The 26,498-nt window shown below is 69.9% G+C and carries 46 protein-coding genes and 1 pseudogene; 11 read left to right on the top strand and 36 right to left on the bottom strand.

The features are described 5' to 3' along the window. The first annotated feature begins 50 nt into the window (after positions 1–50). Genes TU30_RS27050 through TU30_RS27030 form a run of 6 tightly spaced genes read left to right on the top strand, consistent with a single transcriptional unit; the run spans position 51 to position 2,112 of the window. Positions 51–788 carry a hypothetical protein gene (locus tag TU30_RS27050; RefSeq protein ID WP_042174679.1) on the top strand — a complete coding sequence of 246 codons (738 nt, stop codon included), beginning with the start codon at positions 51–53 and terminating at the stop codon, positions 786–788. Then, entirely contained in the window at positions 785–952 is a 168-nt protein-coding gene (locus tag TU30_RS36215) for a hypothetical protein (RefSeq protein WP_158719378.1), read from the top strand. Before TU30_RS27050 ends, TU30_RS36215 begins: the two co-directional genes overlap by 4 nt. Further along, entirely contained in the window at positions 949–1,152 is a 204-nt protein-coding gene (locus tag TU30_RS27045) for a hypothetical protein (RefSeq protein WP_042174677.1), read from the top strand. Before TU30_RS36215 ends, TU30_RS27045 begins: the two co-directional genes overlap by 4 nt. After that, the gene (locus TU30_RS27040; protein ID WP_052479936.1) at positions 1,149–1,481 is read left to right on the top strand and encodes a hypothetical protein; all 333 of its coding nucleotides are present in this window, start codon (positions 1,149–1,151) and stop codon (positions 1,479–1,481) included. Before TU30_RS27045 ends, TU30_RS27040 begins: the two co-directional genes overlap by 4 nt. Then, positions 1,478–1,843, top strand: coding sequence for a DUF4326 domain-containing protein (locus TU30_RS27035; protein ID WP_042174676.1), 366 nt, complete (start codon positions 1,478–1,480; stop codon positions 1,841–1,843). Before TU30_RS27040 ends, TU30_RS27035 begins: the two co-directional genes overlap by 4 nt. Before the next feature lie 35 nt (positions 1,844–1,878). Further along, positions 1,879–2,112 carry a hypothetical protein gene (locus TU30_RS27030; protein WP_042174674.1) on the top strand — a complete coding sequence of 78 codons (234 nt, stop codon included), beginning with the start codon at positions 1,879–1,881 and terminating at the stop codon, positions 2,110–2,112. On the opposite strand, the gene TU30_RS33085 is transcribed toward TU30_RS27030, so the two are convergent. Further along, positions 2,109–3,146: a hypothetical protein gene (locus TU30_RS33085; RefSeq protein ID WP_052479935.1), complete on the bottom strand. Its 1,038-nt coding sequence runs from the start codon at positions 3,144–3,146 to the stop codon at positions 2,109–2,111. The genes TU30_RS27030 and TU30_RS33085 overlap by 4 nt on opposite strands. Positions 3,147–3,428: 282 nt before the next feature. Here TU30_RS33085 and TU30_RS27020 point away from each other — a divergent pair, with 282 nt between their 5' ends. From TU30_RS27020 to TU30_RS27000, 5 genes are all read left to right on the top strand, one after another. Further along, positions 3,429–3,662, top strand: a complete 234-nt coding sequence (locus tag TU30_RS27020; RefSeq protein WP_042174672.1) for a hypothetical protein — start codon at positions 3,429–3,431, stop codon at positions 3,660–3,662. 112 nt (positions 3,663–3,774) lie between these two features. Continuing rightward, positions 3,775–4,083 carry a hypothetical protein gene (locus TU30_RS27015; protein ID WP_042174671.1) on the top strand — a complete coding sequence of 103 codons (309 nt, stop codon included), beginning with the start codon at positions 3,775–3,777 and terminating at the stop codon, positions 4,081–4,083. Continuing rightward, the gene (locus TU30_RS27010) at positions 4,083–4,343 is read left to right on the top strand and encodes a hypothetical protein (RefSeq protein WP_042174669.1); all 261 of its coding nucleotides are present in this window, start codon (positions 4,083–4,085) and stop codon (positions 4,341–4,343) included. Before TU30_RS27015 ends, TU30_RS27010 begins: the two co-directional genes overlap by 1 nt. Beyond that, positions 4,343–4,636 carry a hypothetical protein gene (locus TU30_RS27005; protein WP_042174667.1) on the top strand — a complete coding sequence of 98 codons (294 nt, stop codon included), beginning with the start codon at positions 4,343–4,345 and terminating at the stop codon, positions 4,634–4,636. Before TU30_RS27010 ends, TU30_RS27005 begins: the two co-directional genes overlap by 1 nt. Beyond that, positions 4,636–4,908, top strand: coding sequence for a hypothetical protein (locus TU30_RS27000; protein ID WP_042174665.1), 273 nt, complete (start codon positions 4,636–4,638; stop codon positions 4,906–4,908). The genes TU30_RS27005 and TU30_RS27000 overlap by 1 nt, the downstream gene beginning before the upstream one ends. A 109-nt stretch (positions 4,909–5,017) precedes the next feature. On the opposite strand, the gene TU30_RS26995 is transcribed toward TU30_RS27000, so the two are convergent. The 35 genes and pseudogenes from TU30_RS26995 to TU30_RS26830 all read right to left on the bottom strand — a co-directional run bounded on the left by TU30_RS26995 (position 5,018) and on the right by TU30_RS26830 (position 26,347). Next, positions 5,018–5,815 (bottom strand): helix-turn-helix domain-containing protein, encoded by a 798-nt coding sequence (locus tag TU30_RS26995; protein WP_158719377.1) that lies wholly within the window; start codon positions 5,813–5,815, stop codon positions 5,018–5,020. Further along, positions 5,812–6,270, bottom strand: coding sequence for a DUF1870 family protein (locus tag TU30_RS26990; RefSeq protein WP_042174660.1), 459 nt, complete (start codon positions 6,268–6,270; stop codon positions 5,812–5,814). Before TU30_RS26990 ends, TU30_RS26995 begins: the two co-directional genes overlap by 4 nt. 68 nt (positions 6,271–6,338) lie before the next feature. Beyond that, a complete protein-coding gene (locus TU30_RS26985) occupies positions 6,339–6,800 on the bottom strand; it encodes a hypothetical protein (RefSeq protein ID WP_042174658.1) in 462 nt (153 codons plus the stop codon). 187 nt (positions 6,801–6,987) lie between these two features. Further along, the gene (locus TU30_RS26980; RefSeq protein WP_042174657.1) at positions 6,988–7,632 is read right to left on the bottom strand and encodes a nuclease-related domain-containing protein; all 645 of its coding nucleotides are present in this window, start codon (positions 7,630–7,632) and stop codon (positions 6,988–6,990) included. Next, positions 7,629–8,162 (bottom strand): hypothetical protein, encoded by a 534-nt coding sequence (locus TU30_RS35715; protein WP_042174655.1) that lies wholly within the window; start codon positions 8,160–8,162, stop codon positions 7,629–7,631. The genes TU30_RS26980 and TU30_RS35715 overlap by 4 nt, the downstream gene beginning before the upstream one ends. 321 nt (positions 8,163–8,483) lie before the next feature. After that, a complete protein-coding gene (locus tag TU30_RS36210; protein ID WP_158719376.1) occupies positions 8,484–8,834 on the bottom strand; it encodes a LuxR C-terminal-related transcriptional regulator in 351 nt (116 codons plus the stop codon). After that, the gene (locus tag TU30_RS36205; protein ID WP_042174650.1) at positions 8,831–9,388 is read right to left on the bottom strand and encodes a hypothetical protein; all 558 of its coding nucleotides are present in this window, start codon (positions 9,386–9,388) and stop codon (positions 8,831–8,833) included. The genes TU30_RS36210 and TU30_RS36205 overlap by 4 nt, the downstream gene beginning before the upstream one ends. Before the next feature lie 220 nt (positions 9,389–9,608). Then, complete coding sequence (locus TU30_RS33080) at positions 9,609–10,481, bottom strand: hypothetical protein (RefSeq protein WP_052479933.1); 873 nt, start codon at positions 10,479–10,481, stop codon at positions 9,609–9,611. Between the two features lie 84 nt (positions 10,482–10,565). After that, complete coding sequence (locus tag TU30_RS26950; RefSeq protein ID WP_042174648.1) at positions 10,566–11,009, bottom strand: hypothetical protein; 444 nt, start codon at positions 11,007–11,009, stop codon at positions 10,566–10,568. An 18-nt stretch (positions 11,010–11,027) separates the two neighbouring features. Further along, a complete protein-coding gene (locus tag TU30_RS26945; protein ID WP_042174646.1) occupies positions 11,028–11,411 on the bottom strand; it encodes a hypothetical protein in 384 nt (127 codons plus the stop codon). Between the two features lie 114 nt (positions 11,412–11,525). After that, positions 11,526–11,882 carry a hypothetical protein gene (locus TU30_RS26940; RefSeq protein ID WP_042174644.1) on the bottom strand — a complete coding sequence of 119 codons (357 nt, stop codon included), beginning with the start codon at positions 11,880–11,882 and terminating at the stop codon, positions 11,526–11,528. Between the two features lie 187 nt (positions 11,883–12,069). Further along, positions 12,070–12,576: a hypothetical protein gene (locus tag TU30_RS26935; protein WP_042174642.1), complete on the bottom strand. Its 507-nt coding sequence runs from the start codon at positions 12,574–12,576 to the stop codon at positions 12,070–12,072. Between the two features lie 147 nt (positions 12,577–12,723). Beyond that, positions 12,724–13,257: a single-stranded DNA-binding protein gene (ssb, locus tag TU30_RS26930; protein WP_042174640.1), complete on the bottom strand. Its 534-nt coding sequence runs from the start codon at positions 13,255–13,257 to the stop codon at positions 12,724–12,726. After that, positions 13,254–14,072, bottom strand: a complete 819-nt coding sequence (locus tag TU30_RS26925) for a hypothetical protein (RefSeq protein ID WP_158719375.1) — start codon at positions 14,070–14,072, stop codon at positions 13,254–13,256. Before TU30_RS26925 ends, ssb begins: the two co-directional genes overlap by 4 nt. Further along, the gene (locus TU30_RS33075; protein ID WP_052479932.1) at positions 14,069–14,716 is read right to left on the bottom strand and encodes a WhiB family transcriptional regulator; all 648 of its coding nucleotides are present in this window, start codon (positions 14,714–14,716) and stop codon (positions 14,069–14,071) included. The genes TU30_RS26925 and TU30_RS33075 overlap by 4 nt, the downstream gene beginning before the upstream one ends. Continuing rightward, complete coding sequence (locus TU30_RS33070; RefSeq protein WP_052479931.1) at positions 14,713–15,252, bottom strand: HNH endonuclease; 540 nt, start codon at positions 15,250–15,252, stop codon at positions 14,713–14,715. Before TU30_RS33070 ends, TU30_RS33075 begins: the two co-directional genes overlap by 4 nt. Before the next feature lie 248 nt (positions 15,253–15,500). Next, on the bottom strand, positions 15,501–15,965 hold the full coding sequence (locus tag TU30_RS35710) for a hypothetical protein (RefSeq protein WP_052479930.1): 465 nt from the start codon (positions 15,963–15,965) through the stop codon (positions 15,501–15,503). A gap of 2 nt (positions 15,966–15,967) precedes the next feature. Then, positions 15,968–16,384 (bottom strand): hypothetical protein, encoded by a 417-nt coding sequence (locus TU30_RS35705; RefSeq protein ID WP_042174635.1) that lies wholly within the window; start codon positions 16,382–16,384, stop codon positions 15,968–15,970. Further along, entirely contained in the window at positions 16,377–16,709 is a 333-nt protein-coding gene (locus TU30_RS26900; RefSeq protein WP_042174633.1) for a hypothetical protein, read from the bottom strand. The genes TU30_RS35705 and TU30_RS26900 overlap by 8 nt, the downstream gene beginning before the upstream one ends. Continuing rightward, positions 16,702–17,460, bottom strand: a complete 759-nt coding sequence (locus tag TU30_RS26895; protein ID WP_042174631.1) for a hypothetical protein — start codon at positions 17,458–17,460, stop codon at positions 16,702–16,704. The genes TU30_RS26900 and TU30_RS26895 overlap by 8 nt, the downstream gene beginning before the upstream one ends. Beyond that, a complete protein-coding gene (locus TU30_RS36200) occupies positions 17,369–17,575 on the bottom strand; it encodes a hypothetical protein (RefSeq protein ID WP_158719374.1) in 207 nt (68 codons plus the stop codon). Before TU30_RS36200 ends, TU30_RS26895 begins: the two co-directional genes overlap by 92 nt. Then, the gene (locus tag TU30_RS26890; protein WP_042174629.1) at positions 17,572–18,087 is read right to left on the bottom strand and encodes a hypothetical protein; all 516 of its coding nucleotides are present in this window, start codon (positions 18,085–18,087) and stop codon (positions 17,572–17,574) included. The genes TU30_RS36200 and TU30_RS26890 overlap by 4 nt, the downstream gene beginning before the upstream one ends. Next, positions 18,084–18,314, bottom strand: a complete 231-nt coding sequence (locus TU30_RS26885; RefSeq protein WP_042174628.1) for a hypothetical protein — start codon at positions 18,312–18,314, stop codon at positions 18,084–18,086. The genes TU30_RS26890 and TU30_RS26885 overlap by 4 nt, the downstream gene beginning before the upstream one ends. A gap of 22 nt (positions 18,315–18,336) precedes the next feature. Then, positions 18,337–18,747, bottom strand: a complete 411-nt coding sequence (locus tag TU30_RS26880; RefSeq protein ID WP_042174626.1) for a hypothetical protein — start codon at positions 18,745–18,747, stop codon at positions 18,337–18,339. 94 nt (positions 18,748–18,841) lie between these two features. Continuing rightward, the gene (locus TU30_RS26875) at positions 18,842–19,174 is read right to left on the bottom strand and encodes a hypothetical protein (protein ID WP_042174625.1); all 333 of its coding nucleotides are present in this window, start codon (positions 19,172–19,174) and stop codon (positions 18,842–18,844) included. Positions 19,175–19,347: 173 nt separating this feature from the next. Continuing rightward, the gene (locus TU30_RS26870; RefSeq protein WP_042174623.1) at positions 19,348–19,596 is read right to left on the bottom strand and encodes a DNA-binding protein; all 249 of its coding nucleotides are present in this window, start codon (positions 19,594–19,596) and stop codon (positions 19,348–19,350) included. Between the two features lie 131 nt (positions 19,597–19,727). Next, positions 19,728–20,267 (bottom strand): hypothetical protein, encoded by a 540-nt coding sequence (locus TU30_RS26865; protein WP_042174621.1) that lies wholly within the window; start codon positions 20,265–20,267, stop codon positions 19,728–19,730. A gap of 244 nt (positions 20,268–20,511) precedes the next feature. Continuing rightward, a complete protein-coding gene (locus tag TU30_RS26860) occupies positions 20,512–20,754 on the bottom strand; it encodes a hypothetical protein (protein WP_042174619.1) in 243 nt (80 codons plus the stop codon). An 804-nt stretch (positions 20,755–21,558) separates the two neighbouring features. Continuing rightward, entirely contained in the window at positions 21,559–22,707 is a 1,149-nt protein-coding gene (locus tag TU30_RS33060) for a ParB/RepB/Spo0J family partition protein (RefSeq protein ID WP_052479929.1), read from the bottom strand. Positions 22,708–23,153: 446 nt separating this feature from the next. Beyond that, positions 23,154–23,231: pseudogene (locus tag TU30_RS38405) on the bottom strand (ParA family protein); the annotation flags it as partial. 339 nt (positions 23,232–23,570) lie between these two features. Beyond that, positions 23,571–23,825, bottom strand: coding sequence for a hypothetical protein (locus tag TU30_RS36195; protein ID WP_042174615.1), 255 nt, complete (start codon positions 23,823–23,825; stop codon positions 23,571–23,573). After that, positions 23,822–23,980, bottom strand: coding sequence for a hypothetical protein (locus tag TU30_RS36190; RefSeq protein ID WP_158719373.1), 159 nt, complete (start codon positions 23,978–23,980; stop codon positions 23,822–23,824). Before TU30_RS36190 ends, TU30_RS36195 begins: the two co-directional genes overlap by 4 nt. 73 nt (positions 23,981–24,053) lie before the next feature. Beyond that, positions 24,054–24,839, bottom strand: coding sequence for a DciA family protein (locus TU30_RS26840; RefSeq protein WP_052479928.1), 786 nt, complete (start codon positions 24,837–24,839; stop codon positions 24,054–24,056). Beyond that, entirely contained in the window at positions 24,836–25,168 is a 333-nt protein-coding gene (locus TU30_RS26835) for a hypothetical protein (RefSeq protein WP_042174613.1), read from the bottom strand. The genes TU30_RS26840 and TU30_RS26835 overlap by 4 nt, the downstream gene beginning before the upstream one ends. 12 nt (positions 25,169–25,180) lie before the next feature. Further along, complete coding sequence (locus TU30_RS26830) at positions 25,181–26,347, bottom strand: hypothetical protein (protein WP_052479927.1); 1,167 nt, start codon at positions 26,345–26,347, stop codon at positions 25,181–25,183. Between the last annotated feature and the right edge of the window lie 151 nt (positions 26,348–26,498).

The following is a 26,498-nucleotide window of genomic DNA, read 5'->3' as shown; positions in this document are numbered from 1 at the left end:
GCAGCAACCGGGGGCGGCCAGCCCACCAACCCTTTCACCGAAGGAGCACCATGACCACCGACCCGACCGCCGCCCTCGCCCGTATTCGGCAGATGGCGGACTACTGGGAGCAGCACCTCCCCGAGGTGATCCGGACCCCGGCCGTTGTGTCCGCGCTTCGCGCCGCGCTGGAGCCCGTCGTCCCGGTGTCGTCCCCGCCCGCCGACCGGGCCGCGCCCGCCCCGTGCACCGCCTACATCGAAAACGCACACACCTACGGCCGCCAGCACTGCGTCCGCCCAGCAGAGCACACCGACAGTGACGCGTGGCCCCGCCCGGACCACGCCAGCCCTCTGATCGCCGACGCGGGCATCGCCGGGAACGCCGGGCGTATCTACTGGGACAACACCCACGTCGGTGCCGTACCCCACCAGCCCGACGCCCCGCCCGCCGGCCAGGCCGCCGCCGTCATGGGATACGTCCAGGGCCTCATGCGCGACCGGTCGGAGGGCGTCCCCAAGGACTCGCAGACGATGGCCCTGGTGATCGACGCCTGCTTCGCCTTCCCGGACCTGTACCCGACCGTCAACGCCGAGTTCGCGGAGCGCCGCACGACCGTCGAGTACTACGCCCAGACCCAGCAGCCCGACGGCACCTGGGTGGACAGCACCAGCCGCACGACCATCCTGGAAGCCGCCCAGAGCCTGCTGGCCGGAGTCCGTAAGCGCGTGCCGGACACGGAGCACCGGCTTGCCCGGCGCACCACCACAGTCACCATCGAGACGCGACAGGACGGGGCGCAGCGATGAGCAGCCACGGATTCACTGGAATCAGCCTGTCAGGTACCTGGGAGTGCGGCAGCTGTGGTGCCACCGGAGACGGCTGGTACGACGAGGACGACGGCCTCACCCTGCACGACGAGAACGGGCAGCCCTTCGAGCCCGACGACCACGTCTGCGAGGAGCCGTCGTGACCCCCGAGGCCGCAACCACGTTCGTCACCGTCATCGACACCGCCGTCCTGTGGGTTCAGGCCCTCACCGCCACCGTGTCCCTCGCCCTCGTGGGGGTCGTGGCGGGCATACGGGCCGCCATACGGCACCAGGCCGCCCGACGCTCCTCCCAGGCCGCCCAGGAGCCCGCCGGGGGCCGCGAATACGGGCGGTGCGCATGACCATCACCCTGGCCTTCCTCGCCGCCCTCGCCGTCGGCTACCTCATCGGCCGCTACCGGCCCGCCCACCGCGCCTCCGACTGGGCGCACTGGCAGAAATACGACCGCGCCATGCGCCGCCACAGTGCCCGCTGGTGGACCAGGTTCGTCATCCTGTCCGCCGAGAACCTGGGCTGGCTGGTCGCCCACCCTCGGCAGGGCTGGGACGCGTGGAAGCACCGCAACGACCCGCGTACGACGCGCAGCCCCGCCGTGCAGATCCGCAGTGTCGGCCCCGGCCCCACCCTGCCGGTCCACCGCGTCAGCAAAGCTCAGGAGGCCAACGAGTGAAGCCCACCCGAATCCAGCGCAAGCGCACCAAGGGCTGGCGCAAGCCCGAAGGAACCGTGTACGTCGGCCGCGGAACCCGCTGGGGTAACCCGTGGGTCGTTGCTCAGCCCCGCACCGGCTGGGCCGTCAACTGGGCCGGTGAGGGTGTGTCCCGGCCCGACTGGACAGTGAGCACCAGCAGCCAGCACGCCGCCCACGTAATGGCCGTCGGTCTCTACCGCGAGTTCGCCGAACGGACCGTCGGCTTCACTCCCCGGGCCCGTGTCGAACTGCGCGGCCGGGACCTCATGTGCTGGTGCCCGCTGGAACTTCCCTGTCACGTCGACGTGCTGCTCGAGCTGGCGGCCAAGACGGCCTCATGACCGGCCGTCTTGAGTGCCAGGGCTGCAAACGGGCCATGAAACACCCCACCCCCACCGGATACGGGCCCATCTGCGCACAACGCCTCGGCCTCACACCACCCAAGCAGCGCCGCCCGCGCACCAAGCCCGTCCGCCAACTCAGCCTCGCCAGCGTCCTGGACCAACCGCCACCCGAAGTCATCCCCGGGCAGACAGAGATCCCGCTTAACTTCCACCAGCCCGCCCTCGACGAGTGGAACGACGTCATCGCCATCGCCCCGCGCCTCTAGGCGACCGCCTGAACCTCCGACACCTGTGCGCTGTCGTCCACCCCACGGTCGGGCGACAGCGCCCACTTGTACGTGAGTTCCGGCACCGACACCGCGTCGAACAGACTCTTCAACTCCGCGATCTCCCCCGTCAGGGTCCGCAGGCTGATCCCCAACCGGTCCGCAGTCGACTGCTGAGCCTTCCCCGAAGCCAGGTCGCGCAGGATCTCCCGCTGGCGTCTGGTGGTGCGCGGGGCACCCGGGGCGCTGATCGTGTCCACTTCCACCTGCCGGCCCCGCATTTCACCGTGCCACGGGTCCGCGAGCCGCCACTTCCCCTCGAACTCGGCACAGATGTAGGCGACCATCGCCCGGTCCGTAACCTGCCACGCCGAATGCTCGGGCGCGCCCTCCACTAAATGGTTGGAGATGAACGCCACCCTGCGGTCCACGACGATGCAACGCTCGAACGGGGCAGCCAAAGTGCGGTACTCCGCCCTCGAGGACATGGCCCGCACGTATTCGGCGGTCGCCGCATTGTCCCGAGCCGTCACCATGTACAGGGTCCGTTTCAACACCCCCCGCTCCAACGCGGCCGTATCCCGAGCCAGGGAACGTTCCAGCTGCGCCCGATCCCGTGGCCCCCCGGGCTGCGCGGCCAAGATCTCCCACCCCGCGCCCGCCACCACATCATCCAGACGGGCATTCACCTCCACCGCGTCGTCGATGTACTGCGCTCCCGCGCCGGCTGTCCACTGTGCCCGCGCGTACTGGCCGGCGAGCTGCTCCGTCACCTTCGGCAGGGCGCTGAGCTGGGCGACACGGGCGGCCGCTTCCGTGAGCATGGCGTCCATGCGGCGCTGGGCGACGTCGGCGGGATTCAGCGCGACCGGTCGGTTTCTGTGATCACCGCCAGTGACGATGAAACCCCAGGCGGCGAGCTCCTCCACGGCGTCCGCGCATTCGGCGGGTACCGGTTCACCCTGCACTATCAGGCCATACGCGCGCACAGCGTCCGCAGACAAAACCGGCCGATCACACACCGCGTCACCCATGGCCAAAACTTGATCCCCCGTCAAAACAAACCCCCCGCCTGCGTAAACACGCACTGCATCAATACGCAAAGTCGAACCGTTGAGAGTGCAGCCACACTAGGGCAGATTGTTCGTGGGGCGTCCCCCGGCGCTCGTACAACGCATCCTCCCCACACCGTGCACGCGTCTACTGCCAGAACACGCGCGCACACCAGGGGACTCGCAGCAGGATCGCCAAGTACGAGAAAACCGGGACGGCGCCCCGTTATCGTGCACCCCATAATTACAGAAAGGGACCCCGCCGTGACCAAACGCATCCGCCGCCTCCTCGTCGGCCTGAGCATCGCCGCCGCCGTCACCGGTACCGCCCTCACCATTCAAACCTCCACGCCACCGGACACCACGTGGGGATCCCCCACCACCACCGGCGACACCACCTGGGGCACCACACCCGCCGACAACGACGACGAGAACGCCGCCGACGACGGCGACGGCGAGACGGCCCCGGTCGCCCCCAACGACACCACCTGGGGCTAACCCACCCCCCTTCAGACCGGCCCGGCAGCAAACCCCCAGTGCGCTGCCGGGCCACCTCCATGCCCGCACCGGAGGGGGCAACGTCGGACCGGAAAACCGGCACCGTGGAGACATGCCCACCACCGACACGCCCCCGCCCCAGGCCGTCGACTACAGCGGACGCCCCCTCACCGAAGGCGACACCGTCGCATTCATCGGCACCGACCCCGTCTGCCTCCGCCAAGGCCGCATCCGCGTCATCGGCCCCAACGACCTATGCATCGAATCCGGCGCCCAGCTCGTCCTCTTCCCCAGCGTCCACGCCGGCTGGGCTGAGACATCAGCCAGACCCCTCGGCGGCAAGACCGTCCCCAACGAGGACCTCACGCATGTGCGCGCCTACCCGCACGTAGCCCTCCAGCCCACCCAGGACGGTGCCTGATGCCCATGGACCCCCGCGAACAGCGCGAGATCAAGGCCCTCCTCGAAGTCGGCAAGGAGTTCACCCAGCAGACCGACGGCACGCCTGCCGGCATCTTCCTGTCCGGCATGCTTTCCGGCCTCGCCATGGCCGTCCGGATCATCAGCGAGGGCTCCACCGCCGAGAAGGAGATGGAGAACCTCGACACCCAGCTCGCAGCCGCGATGGGGCGCGCCTTCATGGCAGGCAAGCTCGCCCCGCCCACTCAGGACGGTGCCTGATGGCCCAGACCTCCCCCGCCCCGCCCACCGGCTACTGCCCGTCCTGCGGCCGCGGCGACGTCGCACCCACACCCGAGGCGTACGAGGAGCAGCGGCAACGCACCGAGACCGCAGAGAGCCGCCTCCGCCTCGCCCACCAGGCCCGCCGCGCCAAGGAACACCAACTGGACGACATCCGCCGCGCCCTCTGCGACATCGGCTTCATGGACGACGACGACCCTTACTCCCACGCAGACCTCGCCGACGTGATCCGACAGGTGGGACACACCCTTCATGGCGAGGACGGTGCCTGATGGGCGTTACGCACCCCACCGAGGAAGAACGGCTCGCCCTCTGCGAGGGGCTCACCGCGAACGGCATCAACCCGCGCACAGTTCCGCTACGCGACTCCGACCTCCGCATCGCCGTACAGGACGGGCAGCGCGTGATCCTCTACACAGAGTTCGTCCTCGACGAACTCACCGGCAACATCCTCGCCGCCCCGGACGGGCAGGTCCCCGTGACCAGTGCGGCCAGCGCGCCGTGCCTGGCCGAGCCCCCGGAGTGGCTGAACATCCCATCCTGAACCGCCCCGTCCTGTCGGTGGCGCGTGCCAGACTGCCAGGGCGGGCGCCGCATCCCCCGTTGCGGCGCCCGCCCTCATCCCCCGCGGAGCGGGGTCAGTCGCACGTCCGTCAGGCGTTCAAAACGTCGACCTCGGTCTTCACCCGGTGCCGGGACGGCAGACCCAGCCGGGACCGCCACAGGTAGACGGTGGCCTCACTGATCCCCAACTCCGAGGCAATCGCCTCGTAAGTAGCTCCGGCCTCCCACAACTCCCGGAAGCGGTCGGCATGCTCGTCCAGCACCGGCGTGCTGCGGGCCGGCAGGTCCATCTTCCTGCGCCAGGAACTGATGGTGGCAGGGGTGATGCTCAGCTCGTCCCCGATCTCCCGGTAGGACGCCCCGGACATCCACAGTTCACGGAACCGGGCGGCATGCTGATGCATCCGGTTCCCGACCCGCTTGCGGTTCCGCCCTTCCGAGGCGTCCAGCCACACCAGAATCGACTGCACCACCGCATCGAACTCCGGATCAGCCTGCCGCCAGTTGTTGACGGTGCCGTGCGGGAGACCGGCCTGGTCCTGGGCGAGGGCCTGGTTCCCGCCGCAGCGGACCAGGGCGGCCAGCAGCTCGGCGCGCTGCGCCGCGGCCTGTACGCCGACCGGCATGCCGTCCAGGGCGGCCCGCAGTTCCCCGTCACGGCGCGCGGCCTGCGCCAGCGCATTCGTGGTGACGCCGGCGCCCTCTGCCGCTTCCTCCACGGTCTTCCCGGCGCGCAGCATGGTCAGGAAGGTGTCACGCTCCTGGTCGGTCAGGCCGCGGCGGCTGCTCGTGTCGTGGTTGTGGGCGAGACGGCAGCGCACGCAGCGCCCACCGGCCCGCCACCCGGAGGGGGTGCCGCACGACGACGTCGGCGCCTTGCAGGTCACCTCCGCGCCCCCTGCCGCGCGGTCTGGGCCGGCGCACCGGTGGCGGCCTCGTCCGGGTAGGCGATGGACAGGGCCGGCACCTCCTGCGCGACACGGGCGACGACCGCACGGTGCCAGGACGCGGGGAACTCGGCATCCGGGCGTGCAGCCCGGTATTCGGCGTCGTCCCGGTAGGTGACCACCGCCGGGTCGGGCAGGTCCATCAGCTTGTCGATGACCCCGGACACGAACTCACCGGTGCGCCGCTCCAGGTCTTCGATCTCCAGGCGGACACCATCAGGGATGGCGTACTTGCCCTGCTCCCAGTGGCGGACGGTCCGCCCGGACACGTTCAGGTGAGCGGCAAGCCACTCGGGGGTCAGGCCTAGGAACTCGCGTACGACGCGGAGTTCTGCGGGCGTCATGCGTTCGTCGTCAGGCATGCCGGCCGGGTCGGTGTAGGTCTTCTCGGGCATCGGTTCTCCAAAGGGCGGGCCCGTCCCCGGCAGTACGAGGACGGGCCCAGGCGGAAGGGGGCGACGGGTCAGGCGCGGCGGACCTTGACGGTGTAGCCGGTGTCGACGGCGTTCCACTCCCCGACGGTCTCCCAGCCGGCCGCCTTGAGGGTGGTCTCAGCGGCGTCCTGCGCAATGTCGTGGTCGTCGCTGAGGGGGACGGGCAGGGCCGTGGAGGGCATCACCTCGAGGGCGTTGCCGTCAGCCTGGTGGGCGAGGACCATCACCTGGGGGCCCTCGCCGTAGACGAGGACGTTGGACTGGACGGCGAGCCATGCGGTGGTGCCGAGGTCGTTGTCCTCGTCAGCCTGGGTGGAAACGTCGTGGGTCTCGACGATGGCCCAGTAGGACTGAGAGTCGAAGTCGTCAATGCTGGCCAGGTTGCCGTCGTGGGCGGCGATCAGGTCGTCGACGATGCCGTCGATGTTGAAGTCGTCGGCATGGTCGCCGAGGGTGGTGGAGACCTGGTGGGCGATGTCGATGCGGTTCATGGTCGGGTCCTTCCGACTGGGGTCTGGGGCTGTTCCCCTGACCTCACGACACCAAGGTAGCTTCCAAATCTGGAAGGCGCAACCGGTTCTGTGCAGAAACACGAAAAGAGGCCCGCCACCTGCACGAAGCAGATGACGGGCCTCCTCATGCCCCCAGGCGTCCACCCACCCTACGGTCCCCTGCCGATCACTGGTAGGGGCGCAGTACCTCGTCCACCCGGGCCGCCACCCGCCGGGCACGGCTCCACGACCAGCCCGACGACGCACCCCGCAACAGTCCCCGCACCCGGTCCGCGGCCACCACCTGCACCACCCCCGCCCCCGCCACCACCTGCACATGCCCGCCCGCCGCCACCGGGGACCCGTGCACGATCAGTACCGGCCACACCACCACCCCGGGCAGGCCCAGCGCGTCCTGGAGGAGCCGCGCGTACCCGGCAGCCTTCTCCGCCTCACCGTGTCGGTCCTCCGCCTCGCAGAACAGCCGCCCGCCCACCGCGTGCGTCGCCCGCCCGGCATGCCAGCGTTTGGTGTCCCCGACGACGACCGCCGTCCCGCACGGCGCCACGAGCACGTGGTCGATGTTGAAGCGGCGGCCGGCCATCCGCAGGTCGTGCCGTATCCGCCAGCCACGCCACCAAAGCGGCCGCACCAGCCGTGCGGTGGCCCGTTCCGCGCGGGCCCCTAACTCCCACCGGGCCGCTGTGGCGTCCGCGCGGGCGGCTTCCGGGTTCATGCCCGCCCACGCCGTGATGTGGCCCCACGCGCCCTTCCGGCCGCTCCTGCGGATGCGGGCAGCCTCACGGGTCGCGGACCCACCCGCGGCGCTCACGGCTGCTCCTTGGGCTGGCGTGTCGGGCAGAAGATGTGGTGCCCGATGTCCTTGCCGCAGCACGCTTTCCGCGGGCGGTCGATCTGGATGTTCAGCCGCATCTCCTGCCCGTGCTCGGCAGATACGAGATCGCTAATCGTCTGCGCCCACGCTGCGGCGTTCTCCTCGGTCGGGGCGTGCACGGTCACGGTCACCGTGCAGACGGCTCCGGTCGCTTCGGTCGCCGTCCGTCGGCGAACCTTCCGGCGAGCGACCGTTCCCGACGTCAACCGCTCCCGGAGAGCAGCGCACGCCTCCGCGCTGGGCGGGGTACGGAGGGCCCGATCGTAGGCTTCCGCCGCGGCCCGCTCCTCCGCCTTGTCTTCCACAATCCGCTCGTTGTCCGGCGTCCGCGGATGCTCGGGGCAGACGAACGGGTAGGGCGGGTTCGGATCGGTGCACAGGGCGCAGTCTTCTGCGTTGCCGTTGCAGCACCAGCGTGCGGGCTCCGGTTCGGCGTCCAGGTCCTCGAGGGGCGGGCGGTCGGTCATGCGATCTTCCTTCCGGTCTTGGCGGGGTGGGGTCGGGCGTGGGCGCGGCGGGGCCGCCGCCTTCCGTGGCGGTGCTGCGCTTCGGCCGCAGCCCTCAACACGATCAGGGCCGTCACAGCGGTTATCAGGAACAGGACCCACTGGGGGCGGTCCGGTCCGAGGACGCGAAGCCAGAACAGGACGCTGCCGGTTCCGGTGGCGGCTCCGACGAGGATGTACGCGGTGAGCCCGAGGTGTGGGCGGATGCGGTGCATGGGGCCCTCCCGGGCTTGATCGGTCTTACCCGCCGGTGGCGGTGTCTAAGATGTCCGTTTCGCTGGGTCATTCGGAGTGCCGGTAGCCGGAGTTCGCGCCCGCCGGCACGTCGATGTCGTCCAGCGACAGCAGCCCCAGACGCAGCGCCACCGTGACCGCCTGCGTGCGATCCCTCGTCCGCAACTTCCGGTACGCCACCTGCAACTGGGTCTTGATGGTTTCCTCGCTCACGCCCAGCTGGTGGGCGATGGCCCGGTTGGTGCTGCCGTTCGCGGCGAGGCGGAGGATGTCGATTTGGCGGCGGGTGATGTGCGCGCGGGGTTCGAGGGGGCGTTGGACGAGGTGCCGGGCCCTGTGCGGAGCCGGGGCGGGCCCGCCACCATCGGGTGACGGGCCCACCAGAACTGGGGCGTTCACGCGGTGCGCTCCGGATTCACCAGGCAGGACGCCGGGGCCACGCCCTCGCAGTTGTCGCAGCGGTGCTTGTCGGTGAGGGCAGCGAGTTCGGTGGCGCGGTCCTGGATGGCGTTCCACGGGGCGCCGGTGCCGAGACCGAGGGCCTGGGACAGGGCCAGGCGCAGCGGCTCCCACTTCTCCGCCTCGTGGGCTTCCACGGCGGCTTTGGACGACTCCGCCAGACGCTGGCCGTCCTGCACCCACCGCTCCAGCAGATCCAGGTCGACCTTCGCGACGGTCCGCTCCAGCCAGTCCGTGTGCTCCTCCGGGTCCGGGCCGTCCTCGAACGGGCCCTGGTACCACGCGGTGATCTCGGTTGCCTTGACGGGGTCGACCTCGTTGAGGGCGTACAGGGCGCGGGTGAACCCGGCGGCCATGGTCCCGGCGACGGCCTGCCAGCCCATCGCCGCGGGCTGCTTCGGGAGGGGGGACACCATGGTGCGCGTGTGGAGTTCGCCGAGGTCGGCGATGAGTTCCTCGGGGGTCTGCGGGGTGAGGTCGTCGGTGTCGGTCATCGGGTGGTCTCCTTCGTGGTGGTGGGGCGTCGGGTGTACGGGAGTCGCGCCGAAGCGCGGGCGATGGTCATGCGGTCTCACTGCCGTTCGCGGCGAGGCGGAGGATGTCGATTTGGCGGCGGGTGATGTGCGCGCGGGGTTCGAGGGGGCGTTGGACGAGGTGCCGGGCCCTGTGCGGAGCCGGGGCGGGCCCGCCACCGGTGGGGGCGGTCGGGGTGGGTCAGTCCTGGACGGGGAACACCGTCTGCCAGGGGGCGGAGAGCAACTGGTACTGCTCGGGGGTGGTGTGGTGCCTGGTGGCCTCAGCGAGCGCGGCATCCCGGGCGGCAGGCCGGGCGGGAGACTGGGCGGCATCCCAGGCGGCAGACTGGGCGGCATCCCAGGCGGCATCCCAGGCGGCATACCAGGCGGCAGACTGGGCGGCATACCAGGCGGCAGACTGGGCGGCATCCCAGGCGGCAGAGATCCGGTCCGCCTGCTCTTCCGTCAGGGTGGCGGCCTCACGCACGACCCGGACCACGCCGGCCCATCCGGGACCGAACGTGTGCTCCAGGTCGGTGTCCGTGATCTCCAGTGTGGAGAGCACATCCAGCACATCGGCCACGGTGCGGTCCGCGGCGTCGTTCCAGGACTCCGCCAGGCCCCGATGCTGGAGTACAGCCCTGACGAGGTACTCGTCACCGGTCTTGGGTGAGCACAGTCGGACCGCTCCGGTCAGACACACCTGACCCTGCTCGTCCTTTTCGGTGTGCTGTGTCCAGCCGTGGGTCTGCATGTAGTCGTGCGCGAGACGCAGGCGGTGGGTGAGGGCGGTGGTGATCTGCTGGTCGGTCATGATCGGGTCTCCTGATGGTGGTGTGAGATCGGGAAGGCTGCCCGCGGGGGCGGCCGGGGTGGGTCGGGCTTCGGCGGGGCACTCGTCCGCCGGGTGCGACTGACGCATCGTCTTCGCCGCCGACCAGTGATGCTGGCCGCACTCCGGGCTGGCCTCGTCGGCGATGACGAGCCCGCATGGCGCCTTCGGGCAGGGGCAGGAGTCTTCGATGTCGGGACGCATCCCGAGGAACGAGCGGCCGATGTGGGTGGTGGTCACGGCGGGGCTCCTGGTGGTGTGGTGGGATCGGGGGCAGTCGTCGATGCGCTCCGGGTCGTCGCTGTTGTTCGGGGCCGCCGGCCCTCAAGCGGATCCGGCGGGCAGTTGCGGGTCGTTGTGCCGCACGTAAGGTTGCGGAACCGGTCCCGGTGCCTGGAACCAGGTGACGGGGATGGCGCTGGGCGTGGTCTCGGCGGCGGCCGTAGCCGTCCATCCGCCGTCCGCGCGGCGCGTGAACAGGGCGTGCCCGCAGTCCAGGAAGTAGTAGGCGTCCACCAGCCCGGCGGCAGCGTCGTCCAGGAGGTTCGGATGCCCGCACACCTCCCGGTAGTAGGTGTCGAGCGCTTCCAACGCCTGACGCTTGTCACCGGTGACGGCGATGGCCTCCTCACCCTCGCCGAGCGACGCCACGAGGACACCGCTGTAGCAGCCCTCCATGTCCTCAAGCGTGGGAGTGAAAACGGTCCCCACGGGTTCGGCCGGCTGGGACTCGGGGGCGGGGCTGGGGTGCTGGTCGATGAGAGGCATGCCGGTCTCCTCGGAGGGTCAGTGGCGGGCGGTCAGGTGGGCGAGGACGGCGGCCGCGGCCTCGAGGTGGAGGGCGGCGTGCTCGTCGCGGAGTTCGGCGAGCGACTGCCCGTCGTAGGCGCGGGCGAGAACGTCGGCGATCTCGTCGAGGACGGCCGCCGGATTCGGCGGGAACACCTCGTCAAGAACAGCGCGGATCTCGTCCGCGTCCCGCTGCGTGAGCTCCACCGTGCGCAAGTTGCGGCTGCGGCCCATGTACTTCGAGCCCATCAGCCGGTAGCCGTGACCGTTAGTCTCGCTCTCCATCGCGTTGATGCTGATCTGGTAGGACGGGTACTGGCGGTCGCTGTTTGCGGCGTCGAGGGTGATAGTGACGGTCTTGGTGGGCTGGCTGTCGGTCATGTGCAGGGCTCCTACTGGGTGTAGTGGTCGGCCGGGTCGTCGTCGGGCTGAGGTAGGGGTGCCGAGCCGAGATGCACGGCCGGACGGTCCCCCGAGGGGCCAGGGACCGCGGGTTCAGGCGTCGCGGGTCAAGGCGCCAGCGGCTGCCGCGGCCTGCCACATCTGCGCCCTCTGCGTGGTCCGCTCGCGCCTGATGCGGTCCTGCTCGTCAGCACTGATCTGTGTCCAGGTCGTCGTGTGGTGCCCGTGCTTGACGGCCGTGGAGATGCCGGTGATGGCTCCGGTCTCCGGGTTCTGCACGATCACCTGATACTCCGGAGCCTCACCGCCCGCCGTGTACACCGTGGCGGTCATGCGGTTCCGGACCTGACGGCCCGTGACGATCACGGGCCCGCTGGTGCGGCCGTCCTCGTGCTCGGTGGTCTCGGAGTAGGAGGCGTAGTCGTCGATGTCGATGTCATGGGCGGGCATGGCGGGCTCCTACTGGGTGTAGTGGTCGGCCGGGTCGTCGTCGGGTGCGTTGTCGTGGCTGGTGCACGGCTGGTTGTGGATGTTGGCGGCCACCTCTTCGGGGGTGGCGTCGCAGTCGCAGGGCAACGGATGTCCCCTTCCAGGGGGGGAGAAGGGTCCGGCCAGGGCAGGCCGGGCCCTTCGGCGGTCAGGCGGGGATGAGCGTGGCGTCCGGGGTGGCCTGCATGACGGGCAGGTCGTATCCGCCGGTCTCCTCGTCCCAGTCGGTGAAGATCTCGACGGTGCCGATGCCGGGGAGGTCGACGGTGAGCGTGATTTCGAGGGCCTCCCACGTCGATTCGCCGCCGTGGGTGGAGCGCTGGACGGTGCGGGTGGTCACGGTGCCGCCGACCCGCTCGTACAGGGCATTCAGTTCGTGCTGGGACCACAGGCTGACGCGGCGGGCGGTCTCGCCCTCGTCCTCGCGCATGTGGCGGCCGGGCATTCCGAGGGCGGTGCGGACCTGGGCGGCGAGGGTGAGCTGGGCGTGGGCGAGGAGGATCGCGGTGGGCGTGGGGGGCTGCGGGGTGAGGGCCGGCGTGGGCTCGGGGATGGAGGCGGTGAGGTGGTGGGCGGCGGCGGGGGTGATGGGGGCGAGGACGAGGGCGGTGCTGGCGGTGATGATCGCGGCGAGGTGGCTGGTGGACGTGACCATGGGGTCCCCCTGCGTTCGGGTGGTGCGGTGTCGGTATCGCCACTCTAATCCATACTCCATTGCGACGGCAATAGGTTTAACGGGCGCCTCGGCGCACGAAAAGGGGCCCAGCCACCGGCCAGACCCCTCCACGCTCCGCGCGTCAGATCAGAAAGGCGGATCGTCCGCATCCCCTCCCCGACCACCCCACGCCCCGGCCTGCGCCGCCTCCGCAGCCGCAGCCGCAGCCGCACCCGACGACGCCCACGGATCCTCCCGACCCTCCTGCGACGACCGCGCACGCGCCTGCTGATACTGCTCCCGGCCCTGCCCCTGCCCACCGGCTTTCGACACCACCGCGGTCGCCGACCGGAGCGAAACGGCAACCTCGTCACCCTCCAGCTCATAAACGGTCCGTTTGACGCCCTGCTTGTCCTCATAGGACCGCTGGGACAGCCGGCCCTGCACCACCACACGGCAGCCCCGGGCCACACTCTCCGCAACATGCTCGGCCTGCTGCCGCCACACCGTCACCGGAAGGAACAGCGTCGGCCCGTCCTCCCACGCCTGCTTGTCCCGGTTGTACGTCCGCGGCGTGGACGCCACGGTGAACTTCGCGACCGCCACACCGTTGTTCGTCCAGCGCAGTTCGGGGTCCTTGGTGACGTTGCCACACACCGTGATCACCGTGTCGCCACTCATGCCGCTTCTCCCATCTCATGCTTCACGTTCCTCGCGGCCAGGGAGTTGTCCCCGTGCCCACACGTGTGCTTCCGCGTCCCCGCCAGGTGCTGCACCTTCTTCGGCTCCCGAATCGGCCCCCCGTACTGGGCGTACGACCGGCCCCGGCAGATCGCCCCGACAGTGGATGAGTTCAAACCGAACGCCATCCCCAGATCGAGATCCAAAGCGCCGGCCGCGGACCGCTCCCGAATCTCGATCACCTCCTGCTCCGACAGCACCCGGGCCCCCGGCTGGGCCAGCGACGGAAACGTACGACCAGAGCGCTGGTACTGCTTCCGTAGCCGGTTCACCCAGTTCTCCGTCGTCTTCCGCGGCCACCGGCGCAGCTGATCCACGTCCCCCAGGCTCATCCCCTTCGCGACGCACTGCTTCACGGCCTCGAGGAACTCTGTGTCGGTGAAGCTGTCGACGCGGAACCCGCGCACGAACCGGGTGACGGCCTCCTGGTCCACGAAGTCGTCATCCAGGTCCACGGCCGGATCCGGGGCCAGGTCGCGTACCGAACGCTCCTCGGACCACGACGCCGGCACCGTCAGACTGCCGTGCTCGTTGAAGTCGAGCCAGCCCAACGCTTTCCCCACCGGCTGCTCCGGATCCACCAACCCGGCCAGGACCACGATCAGCGCGTTCTTCTGGACGTCGTCCAAACTCTCAAGAACCTGCGCAACGTCTTCGGGGCCGCCATCACCGTGCACCAGGACAGCCAGGTTCGCGGCCACCGGCAGCATCCCCTCAGCGAGGTCACCACGCCGCTCAGCAGACAGACCACTCATGCCGCCTTCACCCCCTCCGAGGCCTCGGCACGCCAGGCATGAATCGCACGAGCCAACGCGTCCTCCGACACCTGCAAATAGGCGGCCACATCCCGATTCCCCGCCCCCAACTCCCGCAGCCCGTACACCACCTCCCGGCACTCATCCCGCACCAACTCCCACACCTGCCGGCCATCCCCCGGACCACGGCGAGGCATCACACTGCCCTTACCACCCGCCCACCACACCGCGACCCGCACCGTCACCGCCGACACCAGCACATCGTGCGCACGAAGCTCCACCGCGATCTGCGCCGGCGACAACCCGCGATGCCGCAACGGCACCATCACGGCCGCCCACACCGGCGACGACAACACCCGCGCCTGCTTCAGGTTCGGCCGGTTCCCCAGCAGGGCCTCGCAGCGCAGGGCCCGCCGCTGGCAGGTGGTGAGCCCGCCGACGACACCCCACCGCATGTGGGACTGCCCCTCGTAGTCGAGGGTGTCGGCGAGGCAGCTGGTGCGGACCGGGCAGCCTCGACAAATCCCCTGGATGCGGGCCTGGGTGCCAGGGTTGTCGACGAAGAACATCTCGAGGTCGACGCCCTGGCAGGCGGCGGAGGTGCGCCAGTTGTGGGCGCGGGTCAGGTGCAGCGTGGTGGTCACTTCTGGGCTCCCGGGAAGGTAGGAACGATGCGCTGAAAGCGCTGGAACTGTTCAGGGGTGAGCGGCTTCGCTCCGCGGCTGAGGTTGCACAGCTCATGCGTCCAGCGGACGTTGTCCGCCGTATCAGGTCCGCTCTGGGACTGCGGTATGACGTGGTCAACCCACGCGTCAGGCAGGGCTTCTATCTCGTGTCCGCACAGGTAGCAGGCCTGGCCGACAGGGTCACCGAACGCCTCGAAGCAGGTTCGTCGGGCCCTCTTGCAGGCATCCGAGCAGTGGTTGCAGCGAGCGCGCAGCCCACCCGCCACTCCGCGGTTCAGCCGAAATTCCGTCTCGGGTAGCATCTGGCCGCACTGGCCGGCGCACCGCTTGAGAACCTTCGGGTCCTGCACCCTGTTCGCGTTCTCGGCAAGGTACTGAAGGCGCCGCCGCTTCACTCGCTGCTGGATCACTGCCCGACGCTCGGGGTAGAACTTCCGGTGAGACTCCCGCGAAGATTTGCGCATCATCTCCCGGTAGCCCGGGTCTTCAGCCATCCGCCTTGTGTACGTGGCCGCTGCGCAGGCTCGGCAGTAGGACTCAAGCCCATCAGAGGCGCTCTTCTTCTTGCAGAAGTTTCCCGTCGACTAGATGACCCAGCACTTGGAGCAGGCCTTCGCGGGTATCCCCTTCGCACTCAGGGCGTAGTTGACGGCGGTGCGCTTCTCCCGGGTCCCGAGAGGGTGCTCCGGAGCGCTCAGCGAGGCATTTCTTATGCCGTGGCCGGTACGGGCGGTTGTGAGGCTCATCGGGGGTCTCCGGGGAGGGCCGGCGGGTTGAGGAGGGCGAGGTGGTCGGGGTGGATCTGGTTGAGGTCGGTGATCCACAGGACGAGTTGGGAGCCCTTGACGGGGTGGCCGATGCGGGGGTCGGGTCCGATGAGGCGGGTGGCGTCGTCGTCGGGGAGGACGCCGGCGTCCACGAGGCCGTCGACGGCGGCTTTGGCGGAGGGGGCCCAGTTGCCGGGGTCGCGGCGTTTGATGCTGGTGTCGGGGTGGATGACGAAGTAGATGTGGGCGCGCTGGAGGGCCGGGATGTTGCTGTGGCGGGCCATGGTCCATGCGGCGTTGCGGATGACCTTCACCAGTTCGGCTTTGCGCCGGTAGTGGATGGTCTGGTTAGCGTTGATGAGCTTGGTTTGGGCGGGGAGGGCGAGGCGCCAGGACGGGGGGCGGAGGATGCCGCCGTGTGCGGTTTCGGGGGCGGTCATGGTCACTGGGTGACTCCTTCCTGGTGCTGCGCGCGGAGGCGTTCGATGTGGGCGAGGAACGCGGCGGTTTCGAGGGGGGCGATGCGGGTGGCTTCCTCGATGGCGTCGTCGCGGGTGTAGCGGTAGATCTGTTCGCGGGTCAGGTTGCCGCGGTAGATCCACCGGGTGCCGGTCCAGGCGTGTTCGTTGCCGGGGTTGTCGTTGAGGACGGCCCATCCGTCTGCCTGGCCGTCGAGGCGGCGTTTGATGCGGAGGTCGGCGTGGTGGGGGTGTCCGGGGCAGGGGATGCGGAATTCGACGGCTTGCTCGAGCTGGTTGGCGAGTTGGGTGATGTAGAAGGGGTCGTGGCGTTTGAGCATGGCGGCGTGGTGTTCGGCGGCGGCGAGGGCGGCGTCGTAGCCGGGGGTGGTCTCAGGCACGGGTGGCTCCCTGTGCCGGGTCCAGCGTCTGCTGCGTGGTGTCGCCCTTGAGGTGCGGGCAGCGGACGGCCAGTTCGACCTCCGCGTGGTAGCGGTCCATGGTCATCAGTTCCAGGCGGTCGCCCTGACGGATCTGCTTGTCCCGGGCTCTCTTGCTGGGTTCGAGGTGGCGGCGGGCGTCGTCCTCGGTGGGCAGGGCGCGGGATCCGTCGTCCATGGCGGCCATGGCGACGCTGACAGCGCAGCCGCAGGAGGCGTATTCCACCCAGGCGCAGTCGTGGAGAGGGGTGGGCTTGTTGTCGATGAGGACAAGGAGTTCAGGCATGGTCCGGGTGCTCCTTCGCGGTGTCGAGGTCGTTGTCGGTGCGGGCTTCGAGGGCGGCGGCTATCTCGCGGGTATTCATGGGCTGGGTGGCGGTGGTGTCGGTACCGGAGTGGGTGAGCTGGTCGCCGAGGGCGCGCGGCTCGGGGTAGGGGCCGGAGATGTGGTCGAGGTCGGGGATGGATTGGGTGGGGGTTTCGCCGAGGACGTCGGGGCGGGCCCAGGTGGGGCCGGTGTGGATGCCGTAGCCGGCGAGTTCGTCGGGGGTGAGGGCGGGGATGTGGTTGAGGTCGGTGTGGGGGGTGGTGCAGCGGTCGGCGTGGATGCGGGCCGTGGTGGCGGTGGACGGGGAGTCGAGCCGGTAGGCGTGGATGGCGCCCTGGGGGCAGGGGGCGTGCCAGGTGAGGGTTCGGGTGGTGTGGTCGTAGTGGAGGTGGCTGCCGTCGGCCAGGGGGCGGGTGGCGGTTCCGTCGCGGTGGTCACGCCAGTCGTGGATGCGGTGGGTGGGGATGCCAGCGATGCGGGCGGCGAGGGTGGCGTGGCCTTGGGTGTCGGTCATCCAGTGGCGGGCGCGGGTGGGGAGGTGGGGGCGAGCGGGTTCGGGTTTGACGAGGGACAGGCGGGGCGTGGCTGGCGTGGCGGGGGCGGTCTTGGCGGCGCTCTTACGCGGGGTCCGTGCGGGGGCGGTCTTCTTCGCGGTCGTCTTCTTCGCCGGGCTGGTGGTCTTCTTCGCCGTGTTGCTGGTGCGGGCCATTGCGGTGCTCCGTCCTGCTGGGGTGCTGGGTGGTGGTGCTCCGGTGCTGGTGGGTGAGGATGAGGGTGAGGGCGGTGAGCCCGACGGCGAGGGCGATGCCGTCGGGCCAGGTCACCTGGCGTCCGTCTCAGCGCGGTAGGCCGCGAGGGCGTTGGCAGGGCTGAGCAGTTCGTGGCCAGCCACGTACTTTCGGCAGGCCTTCCCGTGGAGGCCCCAGCTGCGGGCGCAGGTGCAGGGCGGCATGGCGCGCAGCTTCAGCAGGGCTTCGTACAGGGCGGAGGCGCGCATGGTGTCGGGTTCTTCCGTCAGCGTCGCGTCGACCACTGCTGCCGCTTCGGCGAGCACCTCAGCGCGGTGCTCGTCCATGGCGCCCCGGTAGTAGTCCGTCCCGATGAAGATGCGGACGGCGCCTCGGTCGAGCTTGGATGCCAGGACGGCGGCGTCCTGCATGTTCCGCTCGCTGGCCTTCTTCACCAGCCAGGCGACGGTTTCAGCCTTGGCCTCGGCGAGTACCTCAGCGCGGACGAGCCCGTACAGCTTCTCAACGCGGGCGTCGGTTGTCTCGCAGGGCGTCCATGCGTCGGCCAGTAGGTGGACGTAGCGGCGGAGTTCGTCGCGGGCGCTCATGCGGTCTGCTCCTTCTCGATGAGGGCGGCGTTGACGGCGATGGCGTGGAGGTAGCCGTCGATGAGGCCCTGCGCGTACAGCGGGTCGTACTCGTCGGCCATGGCGGCGCGGGCGTGGATGCGGGCGGAGGGCAGGTGGGTGATGGCGGCGAGTTCACCGTCGATGAGGCCGTCGTTGTAGGAGTCGGCGGGGGAGGTGTTCGTGGTCTCGGGGGTCATGGCGCTCATGGCAGGGGCTCCGTTCGGGGTGTCAGGCGACGGCGGAGGGGCGGTCGGTGTCGAGGGCGAGGGCGGCCCGCAGGATGCGGCCGATGACCTCGCTGGGGGTGGGCGGCGCGCTGGAGAACGGGGCGCGGGTGGCGGCCCAGTTGGAGACGTGCTCGATGTAGTCGGGCTGCCCGTTGGTCTCGCACGGCTCGGAGTGGAGGGAGGCGGAGATGGCGCGGATGGCGTCCATGGCCGGCTCGCTGGCTTCGATGAGGTCGAGGGAGGCGCACTCGTCGGTGTAGAAGACGGGCGGGGCCGGGCAGTCTTTGGCGACCACGTAGGCGATGGCGCAGATGTCCAGCCGGTCGCCGGTGGCGAACTGGTCGCCGGTGTGGATGCCGTGGAGGTTCGCGTAGGCGGCCATCACGTGCAGGTTCATGGCGGTGGTGGCCATGCGGCGTCTCCTTGGGGGTTGGTCGCCCGGCCGCGCAGTGCGGTGGTCATGCGCGGCCGGGCGGGCTTGCGGGTGCATCGGGGTGTCTGCGTTCTCAGGCGGTTTCGGAGTGCCGGTCGTGGCAGGTGGGGCACTGGAGGCGGCCCAGGTTGTAGCCGTCGGTCCACTCGATGACGTGGGCGTCGGGGTCTTCGGCGTCGAAGATGCAGCCGCAGATGCAGGAGCAGGCGCAGCGCCGTATGTCGCCGCTGGCCGGGAGTCGAATGCCGGTCAGGCTGGCGGCGCGGGCCATGAGGGTGAGGAAGTGGTCGGTGGTGCCGGCCTGGTCGGCCTGCTCCATCAGCTCGTCGAAGGCGTCCTGGAGCGTGGCCGGGAGGGCGTAGTAGTCGGTTTCGGGTCGGGTGTGGGCGTGCGTGATCACGGCCATGGGTGCTCCGGGGTGGGGATGGGTGTGCGTCGCCTGCCCGTTCAGGGTGTGGCGGTGACTGCAAACCCAAGTTAACCCATATTCCATTACGAATGCAATAGGTTCAGAGTGTGGGCATGAAAAAGGCCCCGACCCCCAGCAACTGGAGATCAGGGCCTAGCTCATGCGGACAGTCAAGGCCAGTTCGACGACGCCCTCAGCTTCACCGCCATCCGCTTCGCGTGCGCCTCCAGGAGGTCGCTCCACGACACGTAGACCGTCCGCCCCGACTTCACCGTCTCCAGACGGTCCTCCTTGGCCCACCGGCGGAGCGTGGACACGGGCGCATCATGCCCGGTGCGGGCGAACAGGGCTGCGGCCTCCTGGTAGGTGACCGGGTCCTCTATCTGCTCGGGCAGGGGACTGTAGTGCGTTGCGGCCATGTGGCCTCCCAGGTCGGCGGCCACAGTTCGCAGCTGACGGCGACCGATACGGGCGCGAACCCAGCAGGGGTCCGCTTGGGTGGGGATGTGTCCAGTTGTGGATGTTGCTGGGTAGACCCGTTGGGGGCGGATCAGGTTGCGTTCAGTCGCCAGATTTCTGTCCGCTGGACCTTTTGCGCGGCGAGCCGGCCGAGGGTCCAGGAGGAGCTCATGCCGTCCGGGGTACGGCACCGGCGGTTCGTACACCTGGCCCGGTTACCCGCGGCCTGCCACATCAGGCCCCAGCATCGGCAGCGGGGGCAGGGATGCTTGCACACTTCGTCGAACTCGCCGAGCCGTACGGCGTGCTCGAGGCGGTGACGCTCGATCACGGTGTCGCGGCGGCGCTGCTGGTCCTCGTCAGCGTCGCCGGTGTGGGCGGTGTACCAGTCGTAGATGTCCTCCACCCGGTCCGGGGGCGGGCCGGCCTGCGGGTCCACTTCCCGGGTGTGGTCGGCGACTTCGGCGACGGTGCGGGCGAGGTAGTCGACGATGCCGAGGTTGAGCGGTGCGGCCGGGGTGGTGGATGCCGTGCGGCGTTCTTGGGGGCCGCGGGTGGGAGGGTGTCGCAGGGCTGGTGTGTTGAGCAGTCGGAGGGCTCTGGCTGCGGCAATGCTGGTGTCTTGGCCCATGCTGTCCCCGTCCCCTGTTCATCCAGCTGCCTGTCCCGGGGCGCACTTGGGTCCGTGGGCACGGTGGGGCGCACGCCGGGGCGGCTGGAGGTTGGTACTCCGGGTCTACCCGGTCGGCCCATCGTGGCACATCTGGGGCGCCTGTTGAACAGACTGTGTCAAATGATCAACGGGGCGTATTTGCTGTTGAGTGTCCGGGGTGGCCGTGATGAAGCAGCCCGGGTCACCCCGGCCTCACCCGGCGTCAGGTGAGGAAGTCGGGGACCGCCGCCATGCCTTCGATCATCGCGTCCAGTTCGCGGTGCGCTTCGCTGCCGAGGACTCCTTGGGCGTGGGCGCCCTGGAACATCCGCCGCACCTCGGTCAGGGTGATGCGGTAGTCCTGTGCGGTGTCGTCGTCGGTGAGGCTGCGGCCGTGGCGGGCGAACACGGCCTCGATGGTGGCGGCGAGCCGCTGGTGGGCGTCCGTGTGGGGGTCGGGTGGCACGACAGGGGTCCTTTCCCTGCGCGTGGGGCGCGGGGGCCGGCTCGCCGTCGGAAAAGTGAGGACTGTGGCCGGGCGGGATGGTCGGTCGGGCCCGGGACGGGTCGGCTCTGCGGACATGGGGCGTCTCCGCTCCTCCGGCAGATGGGAAGGTTTGGTGCACCGACACTGATCGGGTGCCGGGGTGGTGGGTGCGCATCCGGCTGCCAGTCCGGAGTGCGGGTTGCCACTGTGACACTGCCGATGGTGTGTGAGTAAGACATGGAGGCGGGTTCTCGGCTATTGACTCGCATTCGAAACGAATTTTGGCCAGTGCGTTACCCGGGGTTGAAGGAGCGTGGACGGGGCGTGAAGGGGTGGTGTGGGCATGGGGAAGGCCCCTCCTGCGCGGTCCGGGGTGCGGTGTTGCCGACAACACACCATCGGGGCGACTGGGAGGGGCCTTGAGACCTCACGGGCGTACGCCCGCCAGATGACGGGAGTCTAATCCCGGATGACGCCACACCGCAGGACCCTGTTCCCCCTGTTTTCGTGCGGCCAGGAGAGGTGCCAGGTGTGGGGGCCGGGATCCGGCGGGTGGGCTGCGATCCACCTCCGCCGTTCCCGGCCTGCCGCCGGCAGCCCCAGACTTGGCAGCAGTCTCCACCCAATCCACGAACTGGTGCGCGAGGAAAGAGTCGCGGGCTGGTGTCACTCGAGCGGGTGATGCAGAAACCCCGGCAACTGGGCTGTATGGGATGGAAGTTGACCGGAAGACGACGTCGGCCCCCACCATCATGGTGAGGGCCGAATACCGGAGCAGGTGCTCTACAAAGAGCGTTCCTTCACCGTGTCACGCAGGATGCCGTGCAGACGGCCCCCATTACGGTCGGCGGCCTTCATGACAAGGAGCCGCACCGTTTCGAAGAACGCGTCGTCGCCCATCCGATGCGCCAGCAGCATGACTGCCTCCCCTGGACTGTCGTAGGGGAACCGCCTGCCCTCCGCCGATGGCTCGGGCCGCGGGTCGGGGATCAGCTCAGGCTCGGGCCGCAGCGCCTCAGGAGCACCAGGCGCCGGTTCGGCGCGCTCAAGTCCGCCTGCCGGCGGTTCCACCGGTGCGGTGGCCGGCTCCGGCGACAGCTCCTTCCGGAGGCCCGAGGACGAACCGGACACCGCCGGGACGTCCGGGGCAGGCGCGGGTTCTGCGGGCCCGGCGTATACCGCGGTATACGCCTCCGGCTGCCCGGCATCACGGGCAGGAGCAGCCGCGGGCGGTTCGGGCTGGGGCGGCTTCGGCGGGCGGGGCTGCTCCTGGTCCGACTTCCACGCGGTGTACTGCTCGCCGGGGGGTAGGGCCGCGTACCGGCGCATGTCCCTGAACGCGGTGAGCTTCCCCGCGAAGACGAGCTCCACCATCTGATCGGACAGGCGCAGCAGGCCGATCCGCTGGTTGAACCACGCCTTCGACTTGCCCATCGCCCTGGCGGCGGCCGCCTGGTTCCCGTCGTGGAGGTCGAGCATGGCGCGCAGCCCGTCGGCTTCCTCGATGGGGTTGAAGTTGGCTCGCTGCACGTTCTCCGAGAGCACCGCGGCGAGGAACCGGACCCGGGATTCGGTGAGGTCGTGCCGCAGCATCACATCGAGGCTGTCCAGGCCGACCTTGGCGGCGGCCCGCCACCTGCGTTCCCCGGCGGCCATGATGTACCGGCAGCCGTCGGGCAGTCGGTCGGCGTGCTCCGGGTACAGCTTCAGGTAGGCGGCCTTGTTGACGGCGACGCACGGCTGGAGCTGCCCGGCCCGCATGTCTTCCCCGAGCTCTATCAGTTCGGTTTCGTCGAAGGCGCGCCGCGGGTTGAGGGGGGTGGGGGCGACCGTGTTCGGGGGGACGTGGATGAGGTCGGGCCGGCTGGCCCCGGGAACGGCTTCGACTTTGGCTTCGGCGAGGGAGGCGAGGGAGACGCGCTTGCCGGCCATCAGCGGCGTCCTCCGTAGCCGCGCTCCAGGGCCAGGCGGAAGTAGTCCTCGCGGGCCCGCAGGGTGGTGCCGTTGTCGGCGTACTGGGTGACGACCTTGCCTTCGGACGCGGCACGGGTGTGGATTTTGTAGCGGCGGATGACGGTCTTCGCGCGGGGCCAGCCCATGGCGTCGATGTAGGCGACGGTGTCCTCGAGGTCCGCCTTGCCGTCGCGCGGGTCCCAGGCATTGATGACGACCGTGTACGGGAGACCGCGGGGGACGATGACGCGTTCGATGGTGCGGGCGGTCGGGTCGAAGGCGAGCGGCTCGGGCGGCATGGGCACGAGGACGTCGTCGGCGACGTCGAGGGCGGCGGCGAGGATGTGTTCGTTCTCGAGGCTGCCGGGGGTGTCGATGAAGATGTGCTGCCGGTCGTCGCTGTTGCCGAGGACGTCGTGGGTGACGGCGGCGAGGTTGACGGCGGTGGTGGTTTTACCGACGCCGCCCTTCTGGTTGGCGATGACGTGGATCTGCGCGCCCAAGCCCTTCAGGGCGGCGAGGCTGTCGGGGTCTTCGTGGGCGGCGGCGAAGTCGAAGGGGAGGTTGTCGCCGACGCGGTCGGCCCACCAGATGGTTGACCCTTGGGGGTCGGTGGACACGACGAGGACTGAGGAGGGCATGGTGCTCCGTTTCCGTGTGCTTCCCGAGAAGGGCTCTCGGTACTCGGACGGGGCATAGCTTCTCAGATGGGCGGGGTGGGGTCTGGGATTGGGCGGTGGGTTCACCGTGGCGGGCGTATACCGCGGTATACGCCTCGGGGACCGCAGAGGAGGTTTGCCAACCAGGTGGGCGCGTATACCGCGGTATACGTCGGTGGGCGGTCAGGGCGCCGCCGGTTGGTCGTCCTCGTCGTCGTCGGTCGCGTAGGGCTGGCCGTCGGCGTACGTCGGCTCACGGAACAGTGCGGCGTGGTCGTGGACGAGCCGGGGCCGCGGCCAGGCGGGGAGCCCCAAGTCGGCGATGGGTCGGCGGAGCGTGCGGGCGACTTCCCGGGCGGCCTCCGGTGCGTCCAGGGCTGTGCTGGAGATGGCGGCTCGGGGGCGGGGGTTTTGGCGTGGGTAGACGATGGTGGTCATCGAGGGCTCCCGGCGAGGGTGAGGGCCGGCGCGGCGGCCGGGACGGGCTGGGGCTCGAGGAGGGGGGCGAGGTGGAGTTGGGCCCAGTGGTCGAGCCATGCCCGTTCGTCCGCAGCTTCGCGGGTGTGCCAGGCGGGGGTGCGGGTGAGGACCATGGGCGGCTCCGTTCGTGCAGTGCTGATCGCGTACACGGTGCCGCAGGAACCGCCGCCGCGTTGCCCCTGCCGGTCAGGCTGCGCCGAACAGTCGGCGGGGCGTGCCGCCGTCGGCGGGGGCCTGCCGTTTGTAGGCGAGGGCGGCGCGGCGGGCGGCTTCGCTGCGGTCGACCTCCGGGACGGTGAGCCGGTCCAGTTCCCACACGGCGTCGCGGTGTTCGTCTTCGGCTTGCCGGTGGGCGCGCATGGCGGCTTCCTGGCGGGCGGCTGCTTCGCCGACGTAGGGGTTGGTGTGCTGGCGTTCGGGCCGGTGGGTGAGGGCGGCTTCGAGGGCAGCCCGGTACCCGGGGTGCGCGGTCTCCCTCGTCTTCACCGGGGTGTCCGTGGGCTTGGCCGGCTCGGGCTCCGGGCCGGTGTCGGCGGCCGCCGTGGCGTGGCCGGGAGCGAGGACGCGGATGGTGCGGACGGCGGGCCGGCCCAGCGCGGTGTTGAGGTGTTTGGCGAGCTGGTGCTGGAACAGGCGGACCTGGGTGGCGTAGGCGGGGGACGACGGTCGGAGTTCGAGGATGCCGCGGTCGGGGTCGTAGGCGACGGGCTGCACGGTGGTGGCGAGTTCGGTGGGGGCGATGGTGGGCCACTGGTCGATGAGGTTGCCGCCGTCGAGTCCGGTGTCCCAGCCTTGTTCGGCGGTGAGGCGTCCGAGGATGGCGCCGAGGCCTTGGGGGTCACGTCCTTCTCCGCGGGCCGGCCGGGTGCGGCGGGTCTTCCTGGGGCCCGGGGCGGGGGCGGTCTTGGCGGTGGCGCGGGCGGCGGCGAGGGCCTGCCGGGCGAGGTCGGCGCCGGATGCCTGCTCAGTCACTGGGCACCTCCGGCCGTCCGGTCGTCGCGGTGGTAGCCGTCGTGGCCCTTGACGCGGGTGCAAACCTGGATGGCACCACCCCATCCGGGGTCGAGGGTTATGCGGCAGGCGCTGCTGGGGAGTTCAGCGACGGCTGCCTCCTTGCGGACGCAGGGCTTGCAGACGTCTTCCACGCCGCCGTCGACCTGGTTCAGCTGGTCGCGAGTGCAGAACTCGAAGCAGATGCAGCACATGATGCGGCCGTCGGTGAGCCGGTCCAGGCGGGTCCAGGTGCCGCCGTCGGCGAGGGGCACCGTCAGGAAGTCCACGGTCTCAGGAGTGTTGGGCATGGCGGTCTCCGATCAGAGGTAGGCGCGGGTGCGGGCGCCCTGCTCGATGGCGAAGTCGACGAGGCGCTTGCCGTACAGGTCGATGGCGTCGAGGTCGTCTTCCTCGTAGTGGTCGAGGACCTCGGGCCAGTTGTTCCAGTCCATGCGGGCGCGGAGGCGGTCTTCGTCGGTGCGCTCCGGCTCCGGCTCGGGTTCCGTGGCGGCGGGGGCGAGGAGGGCACGCAGGGCGGTCATCTGCCGGTAGGCGGTGGAGTCCTCCCACGCGACGGCCTGCGCCAACATCTCCTCGTGCGCGGTGTCCTTAGCGATCTGGGCGCGGATGAACGCGTCCGGGCGCTTGGGCTTCCAACGCATGCCGGAGCACAGGCCGTGGAGTTCGTCGGCGATACGGAGGGCGTCCCAGCCGCGGTCGGTCCACGGGCGGAGGACGTACTCCAGGCGCCGCAGGGGCACGGTCTGGGTCCAGTTGACGAGGGCGCGCACCAGGCGAACGGTCTGGTTTGCCTTCTGAACGTCGGCGGCGGTGCGGCGGCGACCGTTGATGCTGCTGTTCTGGTGGGGGATCCGGCTCTTGGGCGGCCGAGCCTGCGAGGTGTAGTTACTACCACCCACTACCTGAACTTGACTCTCTTCCTTAACCAAGGTGAGGGAAGGGGGCTCAAGGCCCCCGAGAGCGGAGTTATCCACAGGCGAGTTACCAGCAGTATCCACAGGCTTCTGAGCCTGGCCGCGCTGGTCAATGATGACGCGCGCCGTGTAGCCGGTGCCGATGATGCGGTGGCCCATGGCGTGGTCGAACACTGAGGGGATGACCGCGGCGTACACGGTGGCGGTGGCGGCGTAGCCCTTGAGCCCCATCAGTCGGCGGACGTTGGTGCGGGTGCCGTGCTGAACCCAGGCGAGGGCGCCGAGCTCTCGGAGGTAGCCGACGTGCCGCTTGACGGTGGCCCGGGAGACGCCGAGTCGTGCGGCGGTCTCGTCGAGGCAGTAGCGGGCGTGCCCGGTGTCGTAGTCCATGCGGGCGGCGAGGTCCTCGGCGACGCGGAGGGTGGTGGCGTTCGCCTTGGGGTGGAGGCCGGCGCCGATGAGCCACTGGACAGCGCGGAGCCACTTTCGGGGTCCGCTGCGGCGGGATGCGGTGTGGGCGATCTCCTGGGCGGTGCCGCGTGCGAGGGGCACGGCGAGACGCCGTTCGGGGCACTGGGTGCCGCCTGAAGGGGGGCAGATAAGCCGTGAATCGCCCGTCGCGGGGTGGTCGAGCTGACAAGAGGGGGTGCGCTGAGGCACTATGTACCTGCCGTCCTGCGGGACGTAAAAGCCCGCCTGGTGG

This window comes from Streptomyces sp. NBRC 110035 (genome assembly GCF_000829695.1).
Lineage (GTDB): Bacteria > Actinomycetota > Actinomycetes > Streptomycetales > Streptomycetaceae > Streptomyces.
This window is presented reverse-complemented; position numbering and strand designations above follow the sequence as displayed.